The organism is Streptomyces sp. NPDC002309, assembly GCF_053593375.1.
Genome location: NZ_JBSFCI010000026.1, coordinates 85,363 through 100,474 on the forward strand (window position 1 = coordinate 85,363; position 15,112 = coordinate 100,474).

Annotated in this window: 14 protein-coding genes; 8 read left to right on the top strand and 6 right to left on the bottom strand. The window is 72.8% G+C overall.

The window, feature by feature from the left end; all coding sequences use genetic code 11:
• Positions 1-35 precede the first annotated feature (35 nt).
• The 3 genes from ACWCPM_RS22355 (at position 36) to ACWCPM_RS22365 (ending at position 3,242) form a co-directional block, all read left to right on the top strand.
• Positions 36-980 (top strand): ROK family protein, encoded by a 945-nt coding sequence (locus tag ACWCPM_RS22355; protein WP_450977990.1) that lies wholly within the window; start codon positions 36-38, stop codon positions 978-980.
• Positions 980-2,185, top strand: a complete 1,206-nt coding sequence (gene nagA, locus ACWCPM_RS22360) for an N-acetylglucosamine-6-phosphate deacetylase (RefSeq protein ID WP_450977991.1) — start codon at positions 980-982, stop codon at positions 2,183-2,185. Before ACWCPM_RS22355 ends, nagA begins: the two co-directional genes overlap by 1 nt.
• Positions 2,186-2,312: 127 nt before the next feature.
• Positions 2,313-3,242, top strand: coding sequence for a 1-phosphofructokinase family hexose kinase (locus ACWCPM_RS22365; protein WP_450977992.1), 930 nt, complete (start codon positions 2,313-2,315; stop codon positions 3,240-3,242).
• A gap of 48 nt (positions 3,243-3,290) precedes the next feature.
• Here ACWCPM_RS22365 and ACWCPM_RS22370 read toward each other — a convergent pair whose 3' ends face one another.
• Positions 3,291-4,232: a CBM35 domain-containing protein gene (locus ACWCPM_RS22370; RefSeq protein WP_450977993.1), complete on the bottom strand. Its 942-nt coding sequence runs from the start codon at positions 4,230-4,232 to the stop codon at positions 3,291-3,293.
• Positions 4,233-4,352: 120 nt separating this feature from the next.
• A complete protein-coding gene (gene cdgB / locus ACWCPM_RS22375; protein ID WP_450977994.1) occupies positions 4,353-6,017 on the bottom strand; it encodes a diguanylate cyclase CdgB in 1,665 nt (554 codons plus the stop codon).
• Positions 6,018-6,347: 330 nt separating this feature from the next.
• On the opposite strand from cdgB, the gene ACWCPM_RS22380 reads away from it, so the two are divergent.
• On the top strand, positions 6,348-6,950 hold the full coding sequence (locus ACWCPM_RS22380) for a flavin reductase family protein (protein WP_450977995.1): 603 nt from the start codon (positions 6,348-6,350) through the stop codon (positions 6,948-6,950).
• Between the two features lie 181 nt (positions 6,951-7,131).
• Here the strand turns inward: ACWCPM_RS22380 and arfB are convergent, their stop codons facing one another.
• Positions 7,132-7,572: an alternative ribosome rescue aminoacyl-tRNA hydrolase ArfB gene (arfB, locus tag ACWCPM_RS22385; protein WP_450977996.1), complete on the bottom strand. Its 441-nt coding sequence runs from the start codon at positions 7,570-7,572 to the stop codon at positions 7,132-7,134.
• A 174-nt stretch (positions 7,573-7,746) separates the two neighbouring features.
• On the opposite strand from arfB, the gene ACWCPM_RS22390 reads away from it, so the two are divergent.
• Positions 7,747-8,322 (top strand): TerD family protein, encoded by a 576-nt coding sequence (locus ACWCPM_RS22390; RefSeq protein ID WP_450977997.1) that lies wholly within the window; start codon positions 7,747-7,749, stop codon positions 8,320-8,322.
• A 151-nt stretch (positions 8,323-8,473) separates the two neighbouring features.
• On the opposite strand, the gene ACWCPM_RS22395 is transcribed toward ACWCPM_RS22390, so the two are convergent.
• Positions 8,474-9,883: a M1 family metallopeptidase gene (locus ACWCPM_RS22395; protein ID WP_450977998.1), complete on the bottom strand. Its 1,410-nt coding sequence runs from the start codon at positions 9,881-9,883 to the stop codon at positions 8,474-8,476.
• Between the two features lie 38 nt (positions 9,884-9,921).
• Between ACWCPM_RS22395 and ACWCPM_RS22400 the strand changes: the two genes are divergently transcribed.
• Complete coding sequence (locus ACWCPM_RS22400) at positions 9,922-10,422, top strand: hypothetical protein (protein ID WP_450977999.1); 501 nt, start codon at positions 9,922-9,924, stop codon at positions 10,420-10,422.
• A 166-nt stretch (positions 10,423-10,588) separates the two neighbouring features.
• Here ACWCPM_RS22400 and ACWCPM_RS22405 read toward each other — a convergent pair whose 3' ends face one another.
• Positions 10,589-11,263, bottom strand: coding sequence for a pentapeptide repeat-containing protein (locus ACWCPM_RS22405; protein WP_450978000.1), 675 nt, complete (start codon positions 11,261-11,263; stop codon positions 10,589-10,591).
• 146 nt (positions 11,264-11,409) lie between these two features.
• On the opposite strand from ACWCPM_RS22405, the gene ACWCPM_RS22410 reads away from it, so the two are divergent.
• Positions 11,410-12,381, top strand: a complete 972-nt coding sequence (locus ACWCPM_RS22410) for a zinc-binding dehydrogenase (protein ID WP_450978001.1) — start codon at positions 11,410-11,412, stop codon at positions 12,379-12,381.
• A 167-nt stretch (positions 12,382-12,548) separates the two neighbouring features.
• Positions 12,549-13,982 carry an MFS transporter gene (locus ACWCPM_RS22415; RefSeq protein ID WP_450978033.1) on the top strand — a complete coding sequence of 478 codons (1,434 nt, stop codon included), beginning with the start codon at positions 12,549-12,551 and terminating at the stop codon, positions 13,980-13,982.
• 240 nt (positions 13,983-14,222) lie between these two features.
• On the opposite strand, the gene ACWCPM_RS22420 is transcribed toward ACWCPM_RS22415, so the two are convergent.
• Positions 14,223-15,068 (bottom strand): aminoglycoside phosphotransferase family protein, encoded by an 846-nt coding sequence (locus ACWCPM_RS22420; protein ID WP_450978034.1) that lies wholly within the window; start codon positions 15,066-15,068, stop codon positions 14,223-14,225.
• Between the last annotated feature and the right edge of the window lie 44 nt (positions 15,069-15,112).

The window sequence follows — 15,112 nt, forward strand, 5'->3', positions numbered from 1 at the left end:
GACCTCTTCCGGGTGCACGGGCCACACTGTCCCCCGTGAGACACGTCATCGCCCTCGATGTGGGCGGCACCGGGATGAAGGCCGCACTGGTCGGGGCGGACGGCACCCTCCTGCACCGGGCACGCCGCGCCACCGGCCGCGACCGCGGGCCGGAGGCGGTCGTCGACGGCATCCTCGACTTCGCCGCGGAGCTCCACGCGTACGGCGAGGGGAACCTCGGCGGCGCCGCCGAGGCCGCCGGGGTCGCCGTGCCCGGCATCGTCGACGAACAGCGCGGCATCGCCGCCTACGCGGCCAACCTCGGCTGGCGGGACGTACCCCTGCGCGGCCTGCTCACCGAGCGGCTCGGCGGCCTCCCGGTCGCCCTCGGCCACGACGTGCGCACCGGCGGCCTCGCCGAGGGCCGGATCGGCGCGGGCCGGGGCGCCGACCGCTTCCTGTTCGTGGCGCTCGGCACCGGCATAGCGGGCGCCATCGGCATCGACGGCCGGGTGGAGTCGGGCGCGCACGGCTTCGCGGGCGAGATCGGCCATGTCGTCGTACGCCCCGGCGGCACCCCCTGTCCCTGCGGCCAGCACGGCTGCCTGGAGCGCTACGCGTCGGCGTCGGCGGTCGGTGAGGCGTGGGCCGCCGCGAGCGGCGACCGCGAGGCCGACGCCGCGGACTGCGCGAAGGCGGTCCAGTCCGGCGACATCCGCGCCGCGCACATCTGGCAGGGGGCCGTCGACGCCCTCGCCGACGGCCTGGTCACCGCCCTCACCCTGCTGGACCCGCGCACGCTCGTCATCGGTGGCGGGCTCGCGGAGGCGGGGGAAGCCTTGTTCACACCACTGCGCGACGCGGTCCAGCGGCGCGTCACCTTCCAGAAGCTGCCGACGATCATCCCCGCGGCTCTCGGGGACACGGCGGGATGCCTCGGTGCCGGACTCCTGGCCTGGGATCTCCTCAACCACACCGACCGCAAGGAGGCAACGACCTGATGGCCGCCGACCCAGGGGCGCGGGGAACCGCGCGAACGACCCCCACCGGCCCGCGGACGCCACCCGGCGTCACAGCCCTCACAGGTGCCCGCGTCGTTCTCCCCACGGGAGTCGCCGACGACGGGGAGGTGGTCGTCGAGGGTGGTCGCATTGCCGCCCATGCCCCGGCCGGCGCGGAGGTGATCGACCTCACCGGCCACTGGATCGTCCCCGGCTTCGTCGACATCCACAACCACGGCGGCGGCGGAGCCTCCTTCACCTCCGGCACCGTCGACGAGGTCCTGCACGGCATCCGCACCCACCGCCTGCACGGCACGACCACGCTGGTCGCCTCCACCGTCACCGGCGACATGGACTTCCTGAGCCACCGCGCCGGCCTGCTCTCCGAACTGGCCGAGCAGGGCGACATCGCCGGCATCCACTTCGAGGGCCCGTTCATCTCACCGTGCCGCAAGGGCGCGCACTCGGAGGAACTGCTGCGCGACCCGCAGCCGGCGGACGTGCGCAAGCTGATCGACGCGGCCCGCGGCCAGGCCAGGATGCTGACCCTCGCCACCGAACTGCCGGGCGGCATCGACTCCGTACGGCTGCTGGTCGAGCAGGGTGTGATCGCGGCGGTCGGACACACGGACGCGACGTACGAGCAGACGGTCGAGGCCGTCGACGCGGGCGCCACCGTCGCCACGCACCTCTTCAACGCCATGCCCGCGCTCGGCCACCGCTCCCCCGGCCCGATCGCCGCCCTGCTGGAGGACGAGCGCGTCACCGTCGAGCTGATCAACGACGGCACGCATCTGCACCCGGCCGCGCTGGAGCTGGCGTTCCGTCACGCGGGCGCGGAGCGGGTCGCGTTCATCACGGACGCGATGGACGCGGCCGGCTTCGGCGACGGCCGCTACATGCTGGGCCCGCTGGAGGTCGAGGTCAGCCAGGGCGTGGCCCGGCTGGTCGAGGGCGGCTCGATCGCCGGCTCCACGCTGACCCAGGACCGCGCCTTCAAACGGGCGGTGACGATCGACCGGATCCCGGTCGAGGACGCCGTACGGGCCCTGTCCGCCAACCCGGCGCGGCTGCTCGGGATGGACGACCGGATCGGCTCCCTGGAGCCCGGCAAGGACGCCGACCTGGTGATCCTGGACGCCGACTTCGACCTCAAGGGCGTGATGCGCCGGGGAGAATGGGTGGTCGCTCCCCAACCGGCCTGAATTCTCCGCCGGTAGAGAGCCCGCAGAGAGACGGTGACCGCCCCGGGGGCTGGGCGGTCCGCCGTCTCTTTGGCATGATCGACCCTCCGGAAAACGAGAGACACATCCTCGGGGGAGGTCGGCACGGGTGATCCTCACGGTCACACTGAACACCGCTCTCGACATCACCTACCGCGTACGGTCCCTGCGGCCCCACACCACCCACCGCGTCTCCGAGGTGACCGAACGCCCCGGCGGCAAGGGCCTCAACGTGGCCCGGGTGCTGGCCGCGCTCGGCCACGAGGTGACGGTCACCGGGTTCGCAGGCGGCGGCACCGGACGAATCGTCCAGGAGCGGCTCGCGGCCACGCCCGGCGTCACCGACGCGCTGGTGCCGGTCGGCGGCGCGACCCGGCGCACGATAGCGGTGGTCGACGAGCGCACCGGCGACACCACGCAGCTCAACGAACCCGGCCCGGCGATCACGCCGCCCGAGTGGTCGGCCTTCCAGGAGGCGTACGAGGACCTGCTCGCGCCGGCCTCGGCGGTCGCGCTGTGCGGCAGCCTGCCGCCGGGGGTGCCGGTGGGCGCGTACGGGGGCCTGATACGTTCCGCGCGCGCGGCCGGCGTACCCGTGCTGCTGGACACCAGTGGTGAGCCGCTGCGCCGCGGGGTCGCCGCACGACCGGACGTCGTCAAGCCCAACGGTGACGAACTGGCCGAACTCACCGGCTCACACGAGCCGTTGCGCGGCGCGCAGGCCGCCCGCCGGCGCGGGGCCCACGCGGTCGTCGCCTCCCTGGGCGCGGAGGGCCTGCTGGCGGCCACCCCGGAGGGGACCTGGCGGGCCGCCCCGCCCGGCCGTGTGCACGGCAACCCGACCGGAGCCGGTGACTCCGTCACCGCGGGCCTGCTGGCCGGGCTGGTGGAGTCGCGGCCGTGGCCGGAGCGCCTGGCCCGGGCCGTCGCCCTCGCGACGGCCACGGTGCGTGCCCCGGTCGCGGGCGAGTTCGACCGGGGGACCTACGAGGAGCTGCTGGCGCGGGTCGAGGTGACGGCGCACGAGGCAGCGGCGTGAGGCGCCGTCACAGGGCGGCACGGTCGTGCCGGCCGTGGACGGCCCTCGTCACTTCCAGCCCGCGATGAGGCGCAACTGGTCGAGGTTGGCGTCGCACGAGTTGCCGGTCTCGCACGAGAGCTTGATCGTGTTGGTGCCCTTGTTCAACTGGACGTTCGCCCACGTCTCCGTCCAGCCCTTGGCGTAGTCCCCCTCGGCGGCCTTCGCGAAGTTGGACATGTTCAGGGGCCGGGTCTGGGCGGTGCCGTTGATCGTGAGGGTGGCGTTGGCGTCCTTGCCGGGCACGCCGTAGCCGACGAACAGGGTGTACTTGCCGGAGTCGGGGATGCCGTTGACGGTCCAGGTCACCGCGGCGCCGGCGACGTTGAAGCCCGTCACATAGACGCCGCCGTCGGCCTCGGCGCCCTCGATGTCGGAGGCGGTGGTCACGCCGGGGCTCAGCTGCAGGGCCTTGGCGTCGATGGCGGGCAGCTCCTTCTCGCTGCCCGCGCCGTCCTCGCTCGAGGGGCTCGACTCCGCGCTCTGGGAGACCGACGGGGCGGTGGAGGGCTGGTCGCCGTCCGCCGTCTTGTCGTCGTCGCCGCCGACCATCGCGATGCTGATGCCGATCACCACGGCGGCGACCACCGCGATCGCGCCGATCAGCAGACCCCTGGTGTTCGGTCCGCGGCCGCGGCCGCCGCCGCCGGAACCGTGTCCGGAAGTCGGCTGCTGGGTGGTCGCCGAGCTGCCCGGGAACGTCTCGGGTGCGGCGTAGTGCGCGTTCGTCCTGCCGTAGGCGCCCTGCGGCTGCTGCGGCTGCGCGTTCGGCTGACCGTAGGCCTGCTGACCGTACGGCCGGTCGCCGACCGCACGCACCCTGCTGACCGAGTTCGGGTAGCCGTAGCCGCCGGACGGGGGCTGGGCGCCGTTGGCCTGACCGTCGGCGTAGAGGTAGCCGAACGGGTCGTCGTCCTCGGGCGTGCTCGCGCCGTTGTTGCCGGGCGTCATCCCTTGGTACTCCTCAACAGGTGCGGAACGGATGCGTACGTGTGGTGAGAATGGCGAGCCTACCCGCTCCCGGTGGCCCAAACGGGTGACCCGGGTCGCATCACCCCGTCGACCTGCGGATCATCCCGCACGTCGATGTTGTTTGGGACGGGACCGTTTCTCGACGTACATCCGTTCATCGGCGGATTTCAGCACCTCGTCCGCCGTCATGCCGCAGTGCGCCCAGCCGATGCCGAAACTCGCCCCGACGCGTACGGCGCGGTCCTCGGCCCGGATCGGCTGGATGATCTCGTTGCGCAGCCGTACGGCCAGGTCCTGGGCGTCGGCCCGGCCGAGCCCGTCGGCGAGGATCACGAACTCGTCGCCGCCGAGCCGGGCGACCGTGTCGCCGTCCCTGACGCCGCGTCCGAGCCGCCGGGCGACCTCGATGAGCACGGCGTCGCCCGCGTTGTGCCCGAACCGGTCGTTGATCGACTTGAAGCCGTCGAGGTCGCAGAAGAGCACCGCGAGCCCCTTGGTGCCGTCGTCCTGTTCACCCTCGGGGGCGACGGTGTGCACATGGTGGTCGTAGACCTCGAAGGCGTCGGTGCCGCCCGGCACGAAGTCGAAGCCGTGCCCCCCGGCGTCGTAGACGGGGTGCCCGAAGGCGGCGTCCTGCGACTCGAAGTCGCCGGGGTAGCCGGTCCGGGGGCGCTGGCAGAGCCGGGAGGCGAGCCGGGAGCGCAGCTCGGCGGAGTTCGGCAGGCCCGTGAGGGAGTCGTGGGAGGCGCGGTGGGCGAGCTGGAGCTCGCGGCGCTTGCGCTCCTCTATGTCCTCGACGTGCGTGAGCAGGAACCGGGGGCCGTCCGCGGCGTCGGCGACGACGGAGTTGCGCAGGCTCACCCAGACGTAGGTGCCGTCCCGCCGGCCCAGGCGCAGCTCGGCCCGGCCGCCCTCGGCGGAGGTGCGCAGGAGCGTGCCTATGTCCTCGGGGTGGACGAGGTCGGAGAAGGAGTAGCGGCGCATCGCGGACGCGGGGCGGCCCAGGAGGCGGCACAGGGCGTCGTTGGTGCGGAGTATGCGGCCGTGCTGGTCGCCGCCCATCTCGGCGATGGCCATGCCGGAGGGGGCGTACTCGAACGCCTGCCGGAAGCTCTCCTCGCTCGCCCGCAGGGCCTGCTGCTCACGCTCCAGGCGGACCAGGGCGCGCTGCATATTCGCGCGTAGACGGGCGTTGCTGATCGCGATGGCGGCCTGGAAGGCGTACATCTGGAGCGCTTCGCGGCCCCAGGCGCCGGGCCGGCGCCCGTTGCGCGGGCGGTCCACGGACAGCACGCCGATCAGCTCGCCGGAGGCGGGGCCGCCCTGGGCGCCGGGCGCGTACATCGGGGCGAAGAGGCGGTCGGAGGGGTGCCACTCGTCCTCGAAGCGGGGCGCGGGCCCCTCGGTGTACCACTGCGGGACGTCGTCGTCGTCGAGGACCCAGCCCTCGGTGTGCGGGATGAAGACGAGGTCGCCCCACTGCTCGCCCATGCCCAGCCGGCGCTCCCAGGACTCGCGGGAGCCGGCGCGGCCGGTGATGAGCGCCTCGGCGGCGGGGTTGCCGGAGAATGCGGCGACGACCAGGTCGCCGTCCGGGCGGACGAGGTTGACGCACGCCAGCTCGTAGCCGAGGGCGCTGACGACCCCGTTCGCGACCGTCTGCAGGGTGTCCGCCAGGCTGCGGGCCGTGTTCATGTCGGCCATGGCCTGGTGCAGTTGTCGCAGGGACGCAAGGCGGACATACGGCTCCGACTCGGTCTCCATGCTCGCCCTCCCCCCGAGTTCTCGCAGCGAATCAAGGGTTGTCTTCGGCGCCCTTATCTGAGTGGTGCCCTTACAGCTTTCGGTACAGCTTCCCGCCACTGAATCACAGCGCGCTGCCCACTCGGTACACAGGGTCAACAATTAATGCCCCTTGTGACTCAAGTCACAGTAGAAGATGAACAATTGAGTGGAGTTTCTGCGTTTTTCCCGTGCGTTTAACGAACGCAAAATTTGTGCGGCTGTCCATCAACTGTCCGTCGCAGGTCCTAGGACCGCCTTCGGGCCGAGGTCCGATGCGGCGCGCACGCACCGGAGATTAGCGTTTCGGGTGTGCCGAACACACCCGCAGCCGTGCCACCCGTCACCGTTCCCGCCCAGCCCTCCCCGGCATCGCCCGTTGGGCATGCTGTGGGGGTGACCGACGACGAGTTCCGTGCCGCGATGACCCGGCTGGCCGCAGGGGTGGTCCTGGTGACCGCGTGCGAGCCGCCGCTCGACCCCGACGACCCGCAGGCGCCGGGCGGCGAGGACGTCGGCATGACGGCGACGGCCTTCCTCTCCGTCTCCCTCGACCCGCCCCTGGTCATGGTCAGCCTGCGGGACGGCTCCCGGATGGACGACCTGCTCGCCGAGCAGCCCGGGTGGGCGGTCTCCGTCCTCTCCGAGAGCCAGCGGCACATCGCCGGCCGGTTCGCCATGAAGGGCCGTATCAGCGACCGCCTGCTGTTCGAGGACATCCCGTACGTCCGCGGCGAGGTGACCGGCGCGCCGCTGGTGGGCGGCGCGCTGGCGACCCTGGAGTGCCGGACCGAGCAGCGGGTGCCGGCCGGGGACCACACGCTCGTGATCGGACGGGTCCTGGCGGCGCGGGTCCCCAGCGCGGACGGCGGTCCGCTGATGTACTTCAAGGGGCGCTACCGGCAGCTGGGCTGAACCGCCGCACCCGGCCGGAAACGCGGGGAACCCTCACGGGACGGCGCGCGGCAGAGGTCACGGAACACCTCTCGGGCGAGGCGGCGGAATCTCACGCCGGAGGGGTCGCACGCCACTGCGTCTTCGTTCAATACATGCCGACCGATTGTCCGGTGGTCGCGTATCGCGTATTGAACGTCGGTCAATGCCAGTCGCGTCCGGTCCGCCCGCGCTTGGTGTCGGACCGCTGCTTCTTCTCGCGGAGCCGGCGTTCGTTGATGCCGCGCGGGATCCGGGTCGGCCTGCGGGGCTTGGGCGGCGGCGCGGTGGCCTCGGCGAGGAGCGCGGCGAGGCGTACGGCGGCGGCCTCGCGGTTGCGCCACTGGGAGCGGTGCTCCGAGGCGCGGACGGTGACGACCCCGTCGATCAGCCGGCCGGCCAGCTTCTCCAGGGCGCGCCGCTTCCACACCTCGGGCAGGGACTCGGTGGCGGCGAGGTCGAAGCGCAGCTCCACGCTGGTGTCGCTGGTGTTGACGTGCTGGCCACCGGGCCCGGACGAGCGCGAGAAACGCCACTGGAGCTCGGCCTCGGGCAGCGAGACCGAGCCGCGGATGACATGAGGGCGACCGGACATGACTGACATGTTCCCGCCCGAACGGGGCGGGAGTCACCCGAATATCCGCGTCGGACGTGGCAGCCGGGTAAAGAAAGTAAAGCGCGGGGAACCCATGGCACCACCCCCGGCGTTCATAGGGGTAGCTGTAGCTTCAGCAACGGCACCGCATAGCGCACGCTTCGAGGGAAGGAACTCCCGACCATGGCTGTAAGCCTGTCCAAGGGTGGCAACGTCTCGCTCACCAAGGAGGCTCCGGGCCTGACCGCCGTCACCGTGGGCCTCGGCTGGGACGTCCGGAGCACCACCGGTACCGACTTCGACCTCGACGCGTCCGCGATCGGGGTCAACGCGCAGGGCAAGGTCTTCTCGGACCAGCACTTCGTCTTCTTCAACAACAAGCAGACGCCGGACCAGACGATCGTCCACACGGGTGACAACCGCACGGGCGAGGGCGCGGGCGACGACGAGCAGATCAACGTCAACCTGGCCGGCCTCCCCGCCGACATCGACAAGATCGTCTTCCCGGTCTCGATCTACGACGCGGAGAACCGCTCGCAGAACTTCGGCCAGGTCCGCAACGCCTACATCCGCATCATCAACCAGGCCGGCGGCACCGAGATCGCCCGCTACGACCTCTCGGAGGACGCGGCCACCGAGACGGCCATGGTCTTCGGCGAGCTCTACCGCAACGGCGCCGAGTGGAAGTTCCGCGCCGTGGGCCAGGGCTACGCCTCGGGCCTGGTCGGCATCGCCCAGGACTTCGGCGTGAACGTCTGAGCGACGGCCACACCGACAGCCTGATCACCGGGCCCCCCAGCGACCGAGCTGGGGGGCCCGGGGCGTGTGGAGCGGCTCCCCGCCTCGCGTACGGCGCACGGGGTGCCGTCGAGGGCCACCGAGCCGCTCTCGGGCTCACGGGCTCTCGGGCTCACGGGCGTCCGGGCTTCCCCTCCCCGTACAGCCACTCCTCCCAGACGGCGTCGAAGTCCTTACCCGGCACCCGTTCCTCCACGTACCGGGTGAAGTCCTCCGTGCTCGCGTTTCCGTGCCGGTGTGCCGCCGCCCACCCCCGGAGCAGGGCGTGGAACGCGGTGTCGTCGGCGAGGGTCCGGCGGATCATATGGAGGACCATCGCGCCGCGGTCGTAGACCGGGCGCCCGGAGATGTGCTCGGCGCCGGGGGGATTCGCGGGCGGGAAGAGCCAGACGGCCGCGTTCTCCTCGGGCGTGCCGTAGCGCGTGCCCGCGTGGAGCTCGTCGAAGGTGTGCTGGGCGGTGTCACCGCCGTGGTCCTCCGCCCACAGCCACTCCGCGTAGGTCGCGAAGGCCTCGTTGAGCCACATGTCCTGCCAGGACTTCGGGCTGACGGAGTTACCGAACCACTGGTGGGCGATCTCGTGGACGAGGAGCGGGACGTCGGGGGCGCCGGGGAAGACGGGGCGGGTCTGGGTCTCCAGCGCGTAGGCGGCGTCCCCGGGGCGGGCGACGATCGCGCCCGTCGAAGCGAAGGGGTAGGGGCCGAAGCGGTCCTCGGCCCAGGCGAGCACCTCGGGGACACGCGCCAGGACCTCACGGCTCGCGGCGGCCTCCGCGGGGGCGACCGCGGTGAGCACGGGCAGGCCGTCCGGGGTGGCCGTGCGGCTGACGTCGTAGCGGCCGACGGCGAGGGTGGCGAGGTAGCTCGCCATGGGCCGGTCCGAGCGCCAGCCGGTCGTGGTGCGGCCACCCGTGGTGCTCTCGCTCCTCAGCTCGCCGTTCGAGATCGCCCGCAGCCCTTTCGGGACGGTGACCTCGATGTCGTACGTCGCCTTGTCCGAGGGGTGGTGGTTGCCGGGGAACCACGCCATGGAACCGACCGGCTCGCCCAGCGCCAGCGCGCCGTCCGCCGTGGGCAGCCAGCCCTCCTCGGAGCCGTCCGGATCGGTGATCGTGACCGGGGTGCCGGAGTAGCGGACCGCCACCCGGAAGGTGCGGCCCTCGGCGAGGTCGTCGCGGGGACGGACGGTCAGTTCCTGGCCCGCGCGGTTCCAGCGGGCGGCGGCGCCGTCGACCGTGACCTTCTCCACGCGCAGTCCCCGCAGGTCGAGGTTGAGGGCGGAGAGGTCCTGGGTGGCGCGGGCGGTGACCGTCGCCCGGGCGGTCAGGTGGCGGGTGCCGGGCGTGTAGGACAGGGACAGGTCGTAGTGGGTGACGTCGTAGCCGCCGTTGCCCGCCCCGGGGAAGTACGGGTCGCGCAGGCCCGAGCCGCCGGGGGTGCCGCCGTCGACGCCGGTGCTCGCACACGCGGTCACGGCGAGGGCGAGGACGGCGGCGGGGACAACCGGTGCGAAACGGGACACGTCATCGATCCTACGAGTGGCGTGACACCATCACCTACGTGCTCGACATCGGCTACGCCCTCTCCAACCGCTTCCCGGACCCGCCCCAGATGGACTACCGCCGCGCTGACGTGCACGCCCTGCGGCACGACCTGTTCTGCGGTGACGTCTATCTCGCCGAGACCGAGTCGGACCGGGAGCTGTCCACAGCCTGGGGATGGGTGCCGGTGCTCGACTTCGCGTGGGCCCTGTGCGACATCGTCGAGCAGCTCGACCGCGACCCGGCGGGCTCGCGCGCCTCCCGCCCCCAGCACGCGGAGCTGGACTTCACCGAGTCCACCGACCGGCTGCTCTTCGAGCGCCGTTTCGGCTGGGTCGACGTCGAGGCCGACTGGCAGCCGACCGAGGAGCCCCCGCTCACCTTCTCCCACAGCGAACTCCGCCGCGAGGCACGCGACTTCCTGCACGATCTGGTCGCCGACCTGTGCGATCTGCACGAGGACCTGGCGGAGAACCCGGCGATCTGGTCGTTGCAGGCGAAGTTCCCGCGGATGCCGTGACGCCGGGGGCCGCCGCCACCCTCAGCCCGCCCCACCGCGGCCCCCTCCACCCTCAGCCCCCTCCACCCTCAGCCCGCCCCCACCGCGGCCCGCCTCCACCTTCAGCCCGCGCCGTCCTCAGCCCGCCCCCACCGCGGCCCCCCTCCACCCTCAGCCCGCGCCGCCCTCAGCCCGCCTCCACCCTGATCCCCAACGCCCCCGCCAGCACCGGTGCCAGCTCCACCAGCTGCCCCGGGCTGATCACCGCGCCCGACAGCCGCTCCACCCCCCGCGTGATCTCCAGCGGCGCCGCCCCGCGCAGGTCCACGTCCGCCAGGGTCGCCGTGCTGAAGTCCGCCGCCTTCAGCGCGCAGTCCGTGAACTCGACCCGCTCCAGCGACGCGCCCCCGAAGTCCGGCTCGACCAGCACGCATCCCTCGAAGACCACGTCCTTCAGCCGCGCCCCCCGAAGGTTCAGGAAGTCGAGCTTGCCTCCCCGGACCAGGACGCGCTCCAGCACGGCACCGTGCAGTTGCGTGCCGCCCAGGCGGGCGTCGCGCAGCTCGACGTCACGCAGGGTGGCCTCCGCCAGGTTCGTCCCCACACCGCGCGGTGTGTCGAGCACGGAGTCCAGGAAGCGCGCCCGGTGCAGTCGCGTCTCGTCCAGCGCGCAGCCCGTCAGCGCGCAGTCCATGAAGCGGGCGCCCCCGCCGTCCTGCCCGCCGAGTTCCGCGTCCCGGAACTCCAGCCCGTCGTAGTCCCCGTCCGGCTCCAGGCCACCCCCCTCGTACGCCTCCAGCCCCGGCGGCCGCAGCTCCGGCCGCCGTGCCGCCCTCACGCCGCCCGCCACTCGCCTCACCATGCCGACCATCCTGCACTCCCCCACTGACAATCGCCCCGACCTGCGAGGACACATCCTCGCGGCACGGACCGCGATCACTTGACCTCAAGCGCACTTGAGGGTGGAAGGTGGCGGAAACAGCCGATCAACCGCCCCAGGGGGACCCCATGCGCGCCATCCGCCTCCACGCCTTCGGCCCCGCCGAGAACCTCACCTCCGAGGAGGTGGAGGACCCCGTGCCGGGCCCCGGCCAGGTCCGTGTCGCCGTCGCCGCCGCAGGAGTGCACCTGCTCGACGCGGCACTGCGCGCGGGCCACGCCGGGCCGGGCCCGGCTCCGGCCCTGCCCACGGTCCCGGGACGCGAGGTCGCCGGAGTGGTCGAGTCGCTCGGCGACGGCACCGACCCGGCATGGCTCGGCAAGCGGGTGGTCGCGCACCTGGGGTTCGTCCCCGGCGGCTACGCCGAACTCGCCGTCACCGACGCCGACCGCCTGCACGAGGTCCCGGACGGCCTCGGCCTCGCGGAGGCCGTCGCCATGATCGGCACCGGGCGCACCGCGATGGGCATCGTGCAGTTCGCCGAGCCCGGCCCCGGCGACGTGGTCGTGATCCCGGCCGCCGCCGGCGGTCTCGGCACCCTGCTCGTGCAGTACGCCAAGAACGCGGGCGCGACCGTCGTGGGCCTGGCCGGCGGCCCGGAGAAGACCGGGCGGGTCGCCGCCAACGGCGCGGATCTCGCCGTCGACTACCGGGACCCCGCCTGGCCGGAGAAGGTCCGGGCCTACGACGGCAAGGTCACGATCGTCTTCGACGGCGTCGGCGGCGACACCGCCCGCAGGGCCGTCGGCCTGCTCGCCCCCGGTGGCAGACATGTCGTCTTCGGCTGGTCCGCCGAGGGCATCGCGGCCGGCGGGCCGCTGGTCGTGGAGGGCGTCACCGTGCAGGTCCTGGGCCCGCCGATGCTGGAGACGGCCGGCGGCCCGAACCCGCTCCGCACCCTGGAAATCCGTTCGCTCGCGGAGGCCGCCGCCGGCCGGCTGACCCCGGCCGTGCACCGGTTCCCGCTCGCCGAGGCCGCCGCCGCGCACCACGCGCTGGAGCACCGCGGCACCATCGGAAAGGTGGTCCTGGAGCCCTGACCAGGACGGCCGTACCGGAACGGCCCGACGGCAAAGACCTGACCAGGAGGGGCGTGGCATCCGGTGCGGTAGGTCACGATTCATGGTCTTCTGTCCGCGTGACCGAGCCTCGGACGAGTAACCCCACAGTTCCCGCGGACACCGACCCCCACCGCTGGTGGGGACTGGTGGTGATCGCCCTCGCCCAGCTGATGGTCATCCTCGACTCGACGATCGTGAACATCGCGCTGCCCTCCGCCCAGGACGCGCTGGGGATGTCCGACGGCAACCGTCAATGGGTGATCACCGCGTACACCCTCGCGTTCGGCGGTCTGCTGCTGCTCGGCGGCCGGATCGCCGACCTCGTCGGCCGCAGGCGCACCTTCGCCCTGGGGCTGGTCGGCTTCGCCGCCGCCTCCGCGCTGGGCGGTGCCGCGGTCAGCCCGGCGATGCTGTTCGGCGCGCGGGCACTGCAGGGCGCCTTCGCGGCCCTGCTCGCCCCGTCCGCGCTGAGCCTGCTCGCCACGACGTTCACCGACCCCAAGGAGCGCGGCAAGGCCTTCGGCATCTTCGGTGCCCTCGCCGGCAGCGGCTCCGCCCTGGGCTTCATCGTCGGCGGGCTGTTCACCGAGTACCTCAACTGGCGCTGGTGCCTCTTCGTCAACACCCCCGTCGCGATCCTCGCGTTGATCGGCGCCTTCGTCGTCCTGCGCGACCGCCCCGGGCGCCCGGGAGCCCGACTCGACGTCCGCGGGGTGCTGCTCGGCTGCTCGGGCCTGGCGGCGATCGTCTACGGCTTCAGCGAGGCCGAGTCGCGGGGCTGGGCCGACCCGTCCGTCCTCACCCTGCTCGGCCTGGGGCTCGTGCTGCTGGTGGCCTTCGTGTGGTGGCAGGCCAGGGCGCCCATGCCCCTGCTCCCGCTGCACATCGTCAAGGACCGCAACCGCGCGGGCTGCTTCCTGACGATGATGCTGGCCATCATGGGCATGTTCGGCCTGTTCCTTTTCCTGACCTACTACTTGCAGGGCGTCCTGGGCTACTCGCCGGCACAGGCCGGCCTGGCGTTCGTCCCCCTCACGGCCGCTACGGTCATCGGCTCCACGCAGATCGCCGGCCGACTGCTCCAGCACGTGCAGCCGCGCGCCCTGATGGGCCCCGGCATGGTCCTGTCCGCGACGGGAATGGCGTTCCTCACCCGGCTCACCGTCGACTCGTCGTACGTCGTCGAGATCCTGCCCGGCCTGCTCCTGGTCGGCCTCGGCATGGGGCTGACCTACATGCCGGTGTTCGCCACGGTGACCGCCGGTGTGGCCCCGCAGGACTCGGGCGTCACCTCGGCGACCCTCAACACCTCGCAACAGGTGGGCGGTTCGATCGGTACGGCGCTGCTGAACACCATCGCCAACACCAGCACCGCGGGCTATCTCACCGCCCACGCCACCGCGTCCGCCCCGCCCGCGGAGGTGGCCAACGAGGCGGTCGTCCACGGCTACACGGTCGCCCTGTGGTGCGCCTCCGGCCTCATGCTGCTGGCCTCCGTCGTCACATCCGTGATGGTCACGGTGAAGCCTCCCCGGCGGGCGGTGCCGGCGAAGGCGCCGGTCCCGGAGGCGGCGGGCTGAGGGCTGAGCCTGGCTGAGGGCTGAGCCCTCGGGCTGAGCCTGGCTGAGGGCTGAGGGCTGAGCCCTCGGGCTGAGCCTGGCTGAGCCTGGCTGAGGGCTGAGCCTCCGGGGCGGCTCCAGGTTCCGGCTGGAACGGACCCCGACGCCCCTCGGGCAGACGCACCCGGGGCGTCGGGGCAGGGGGAAGCCGTGGTGTCGCGCCAGGCACCGCGGGGAGAGACCGGCGGTGCCGACACGCCGTCAGAACCGGGCCCGCAGCCGCCGCGCGATCTCCAACTGCTCGGCCTGCACCGGCCGGCCGTCCTCGATCTCCCACAGGGTGTTCTGCAGCACGCGCGCGAGGGTCCACGCGCGGGCACGCGCGCGTTCCAGGCCGAGGACGTCCGTCATGGCGTCGAACCGCCAGTGGACCTCCTCGGCGTCGAAGCGGTTGTCGATGGCGGGCAGCAGGTCGAAGCCGGGGTCGCCGGCGAGGGGCTTGGGGTCGATGGCGAGCCAGGGGGCGCGGTCGGAGGCGAGGACGTTGTCGAAGTGCAGGTCCCAGTGCAGGAGGCGGTCCCCGGGCTCGTCCACCACCTCCCGGACGGCGGCGGCGCAGTCGGCGAGCAGACGGCGGGCCTCCGGGTCCGGGACCCGCTCCACCGCCCACGGCGTCCGCTCCAGCATCGCCCGCGCGACGTCACCGAGCCGGCGCATGCCCTCGGGGGCCGGCCCGGAGGTCAGCCGGGCCAGCAGCCGGGCGACGACCAGCACGGCCGCGCGGGAGTCGGGCAGATGGGACAGCGTCCGGGCGGGGTCCAGGCGTTCGAGGAGCATCGTGCCGGTCGCCGGGTCGTGGTCCAGCAGCCGTACCGCCCCCTCGCCGCCCCACACCCGCAGCGCGACCGGCTCACCCACGCTCTCCTCGTCGAGCAGCTGCAGCTTCAGCACCGCGCGCGTGCCGTCCGTACGGACGACCGGCAGGACCAGCGCGCACACGCCGTACATCGACGGCCCGTCGACGCGCAGCCCCCAGCGGTCCAGGAAGCCCGCCGCCAGCCGTGGCAGTCCGGCGACGAAGGCGCTGCCCTCCTCGCCGTTGTACATCGCCTGGGACGCGGCCAGTTCCTCGGGAACGTCGATCACCGAAT

What these genes read in the sequence shown, in the direction of transcription:
- nagA (WP_450977991.1), top strand. Translation starts at nt 980, where the DNA reads ATGGCCGCCGACCCAGGGGCGCGGGGAACCGCGCGAACGACCCCCACC.
- ACWCPM_RS22370 (WP_450977993.1), bottom strand. Translation starts at nt 4,232, where the DNA reads ATGACGCCCGGCAACAACGGCGCGAGCACGCCCGAGGACGACGACCCG.
- cdgB (WP_450977994.1), bottom strand. Translation starts at nt 6,017, where the DNA reads ATGGAGACCGAGTCGGAGCCGTATGTCCGCCTTGCGTCCCTGCGACAA.
- arfB (WP_450977996.1), bottom strand. Translation starts at nt 7,572, where the DNA reads ATGTCAGTCATGTCCGGTCGCCCTCATGTCATCCGCGGCTCGGTCTCG.
- ACWCPM_RS22390 (WP_450977997.1), top strand. Translation starts at nt 7,747, where the DNA reads ATGGCTGTAAGCCTGTCCAAGGGTGGCAACGTCTCGCTCACCAAGGAG.
- ACWCPM_RS22405 (WP_450978000.1), bottom strand. Translation starts at nt 11,263, where the DNA reads ATGGTGAGGCGAGTGGCGGGCGGCGTGAGGGCGGCACGGCGGCCGGAG.
- ACWCPM_RS22410 (WP_450978001.1), top strand. Translation starts at nt 11,410, where the DNA reads ATGCGCGCCATCCGCCTCCACGCCTTCGGCCCCGCCGAGAACCTCACC.
- ACWCPM_RS22420 (WP_450978034.1), bottom strand. Translation starts at nt 15,068, where the DNA reads ATGTACAACGGCGAGGAGGGCAGCGCCTTCGTCGCCGGACTGCCACGG.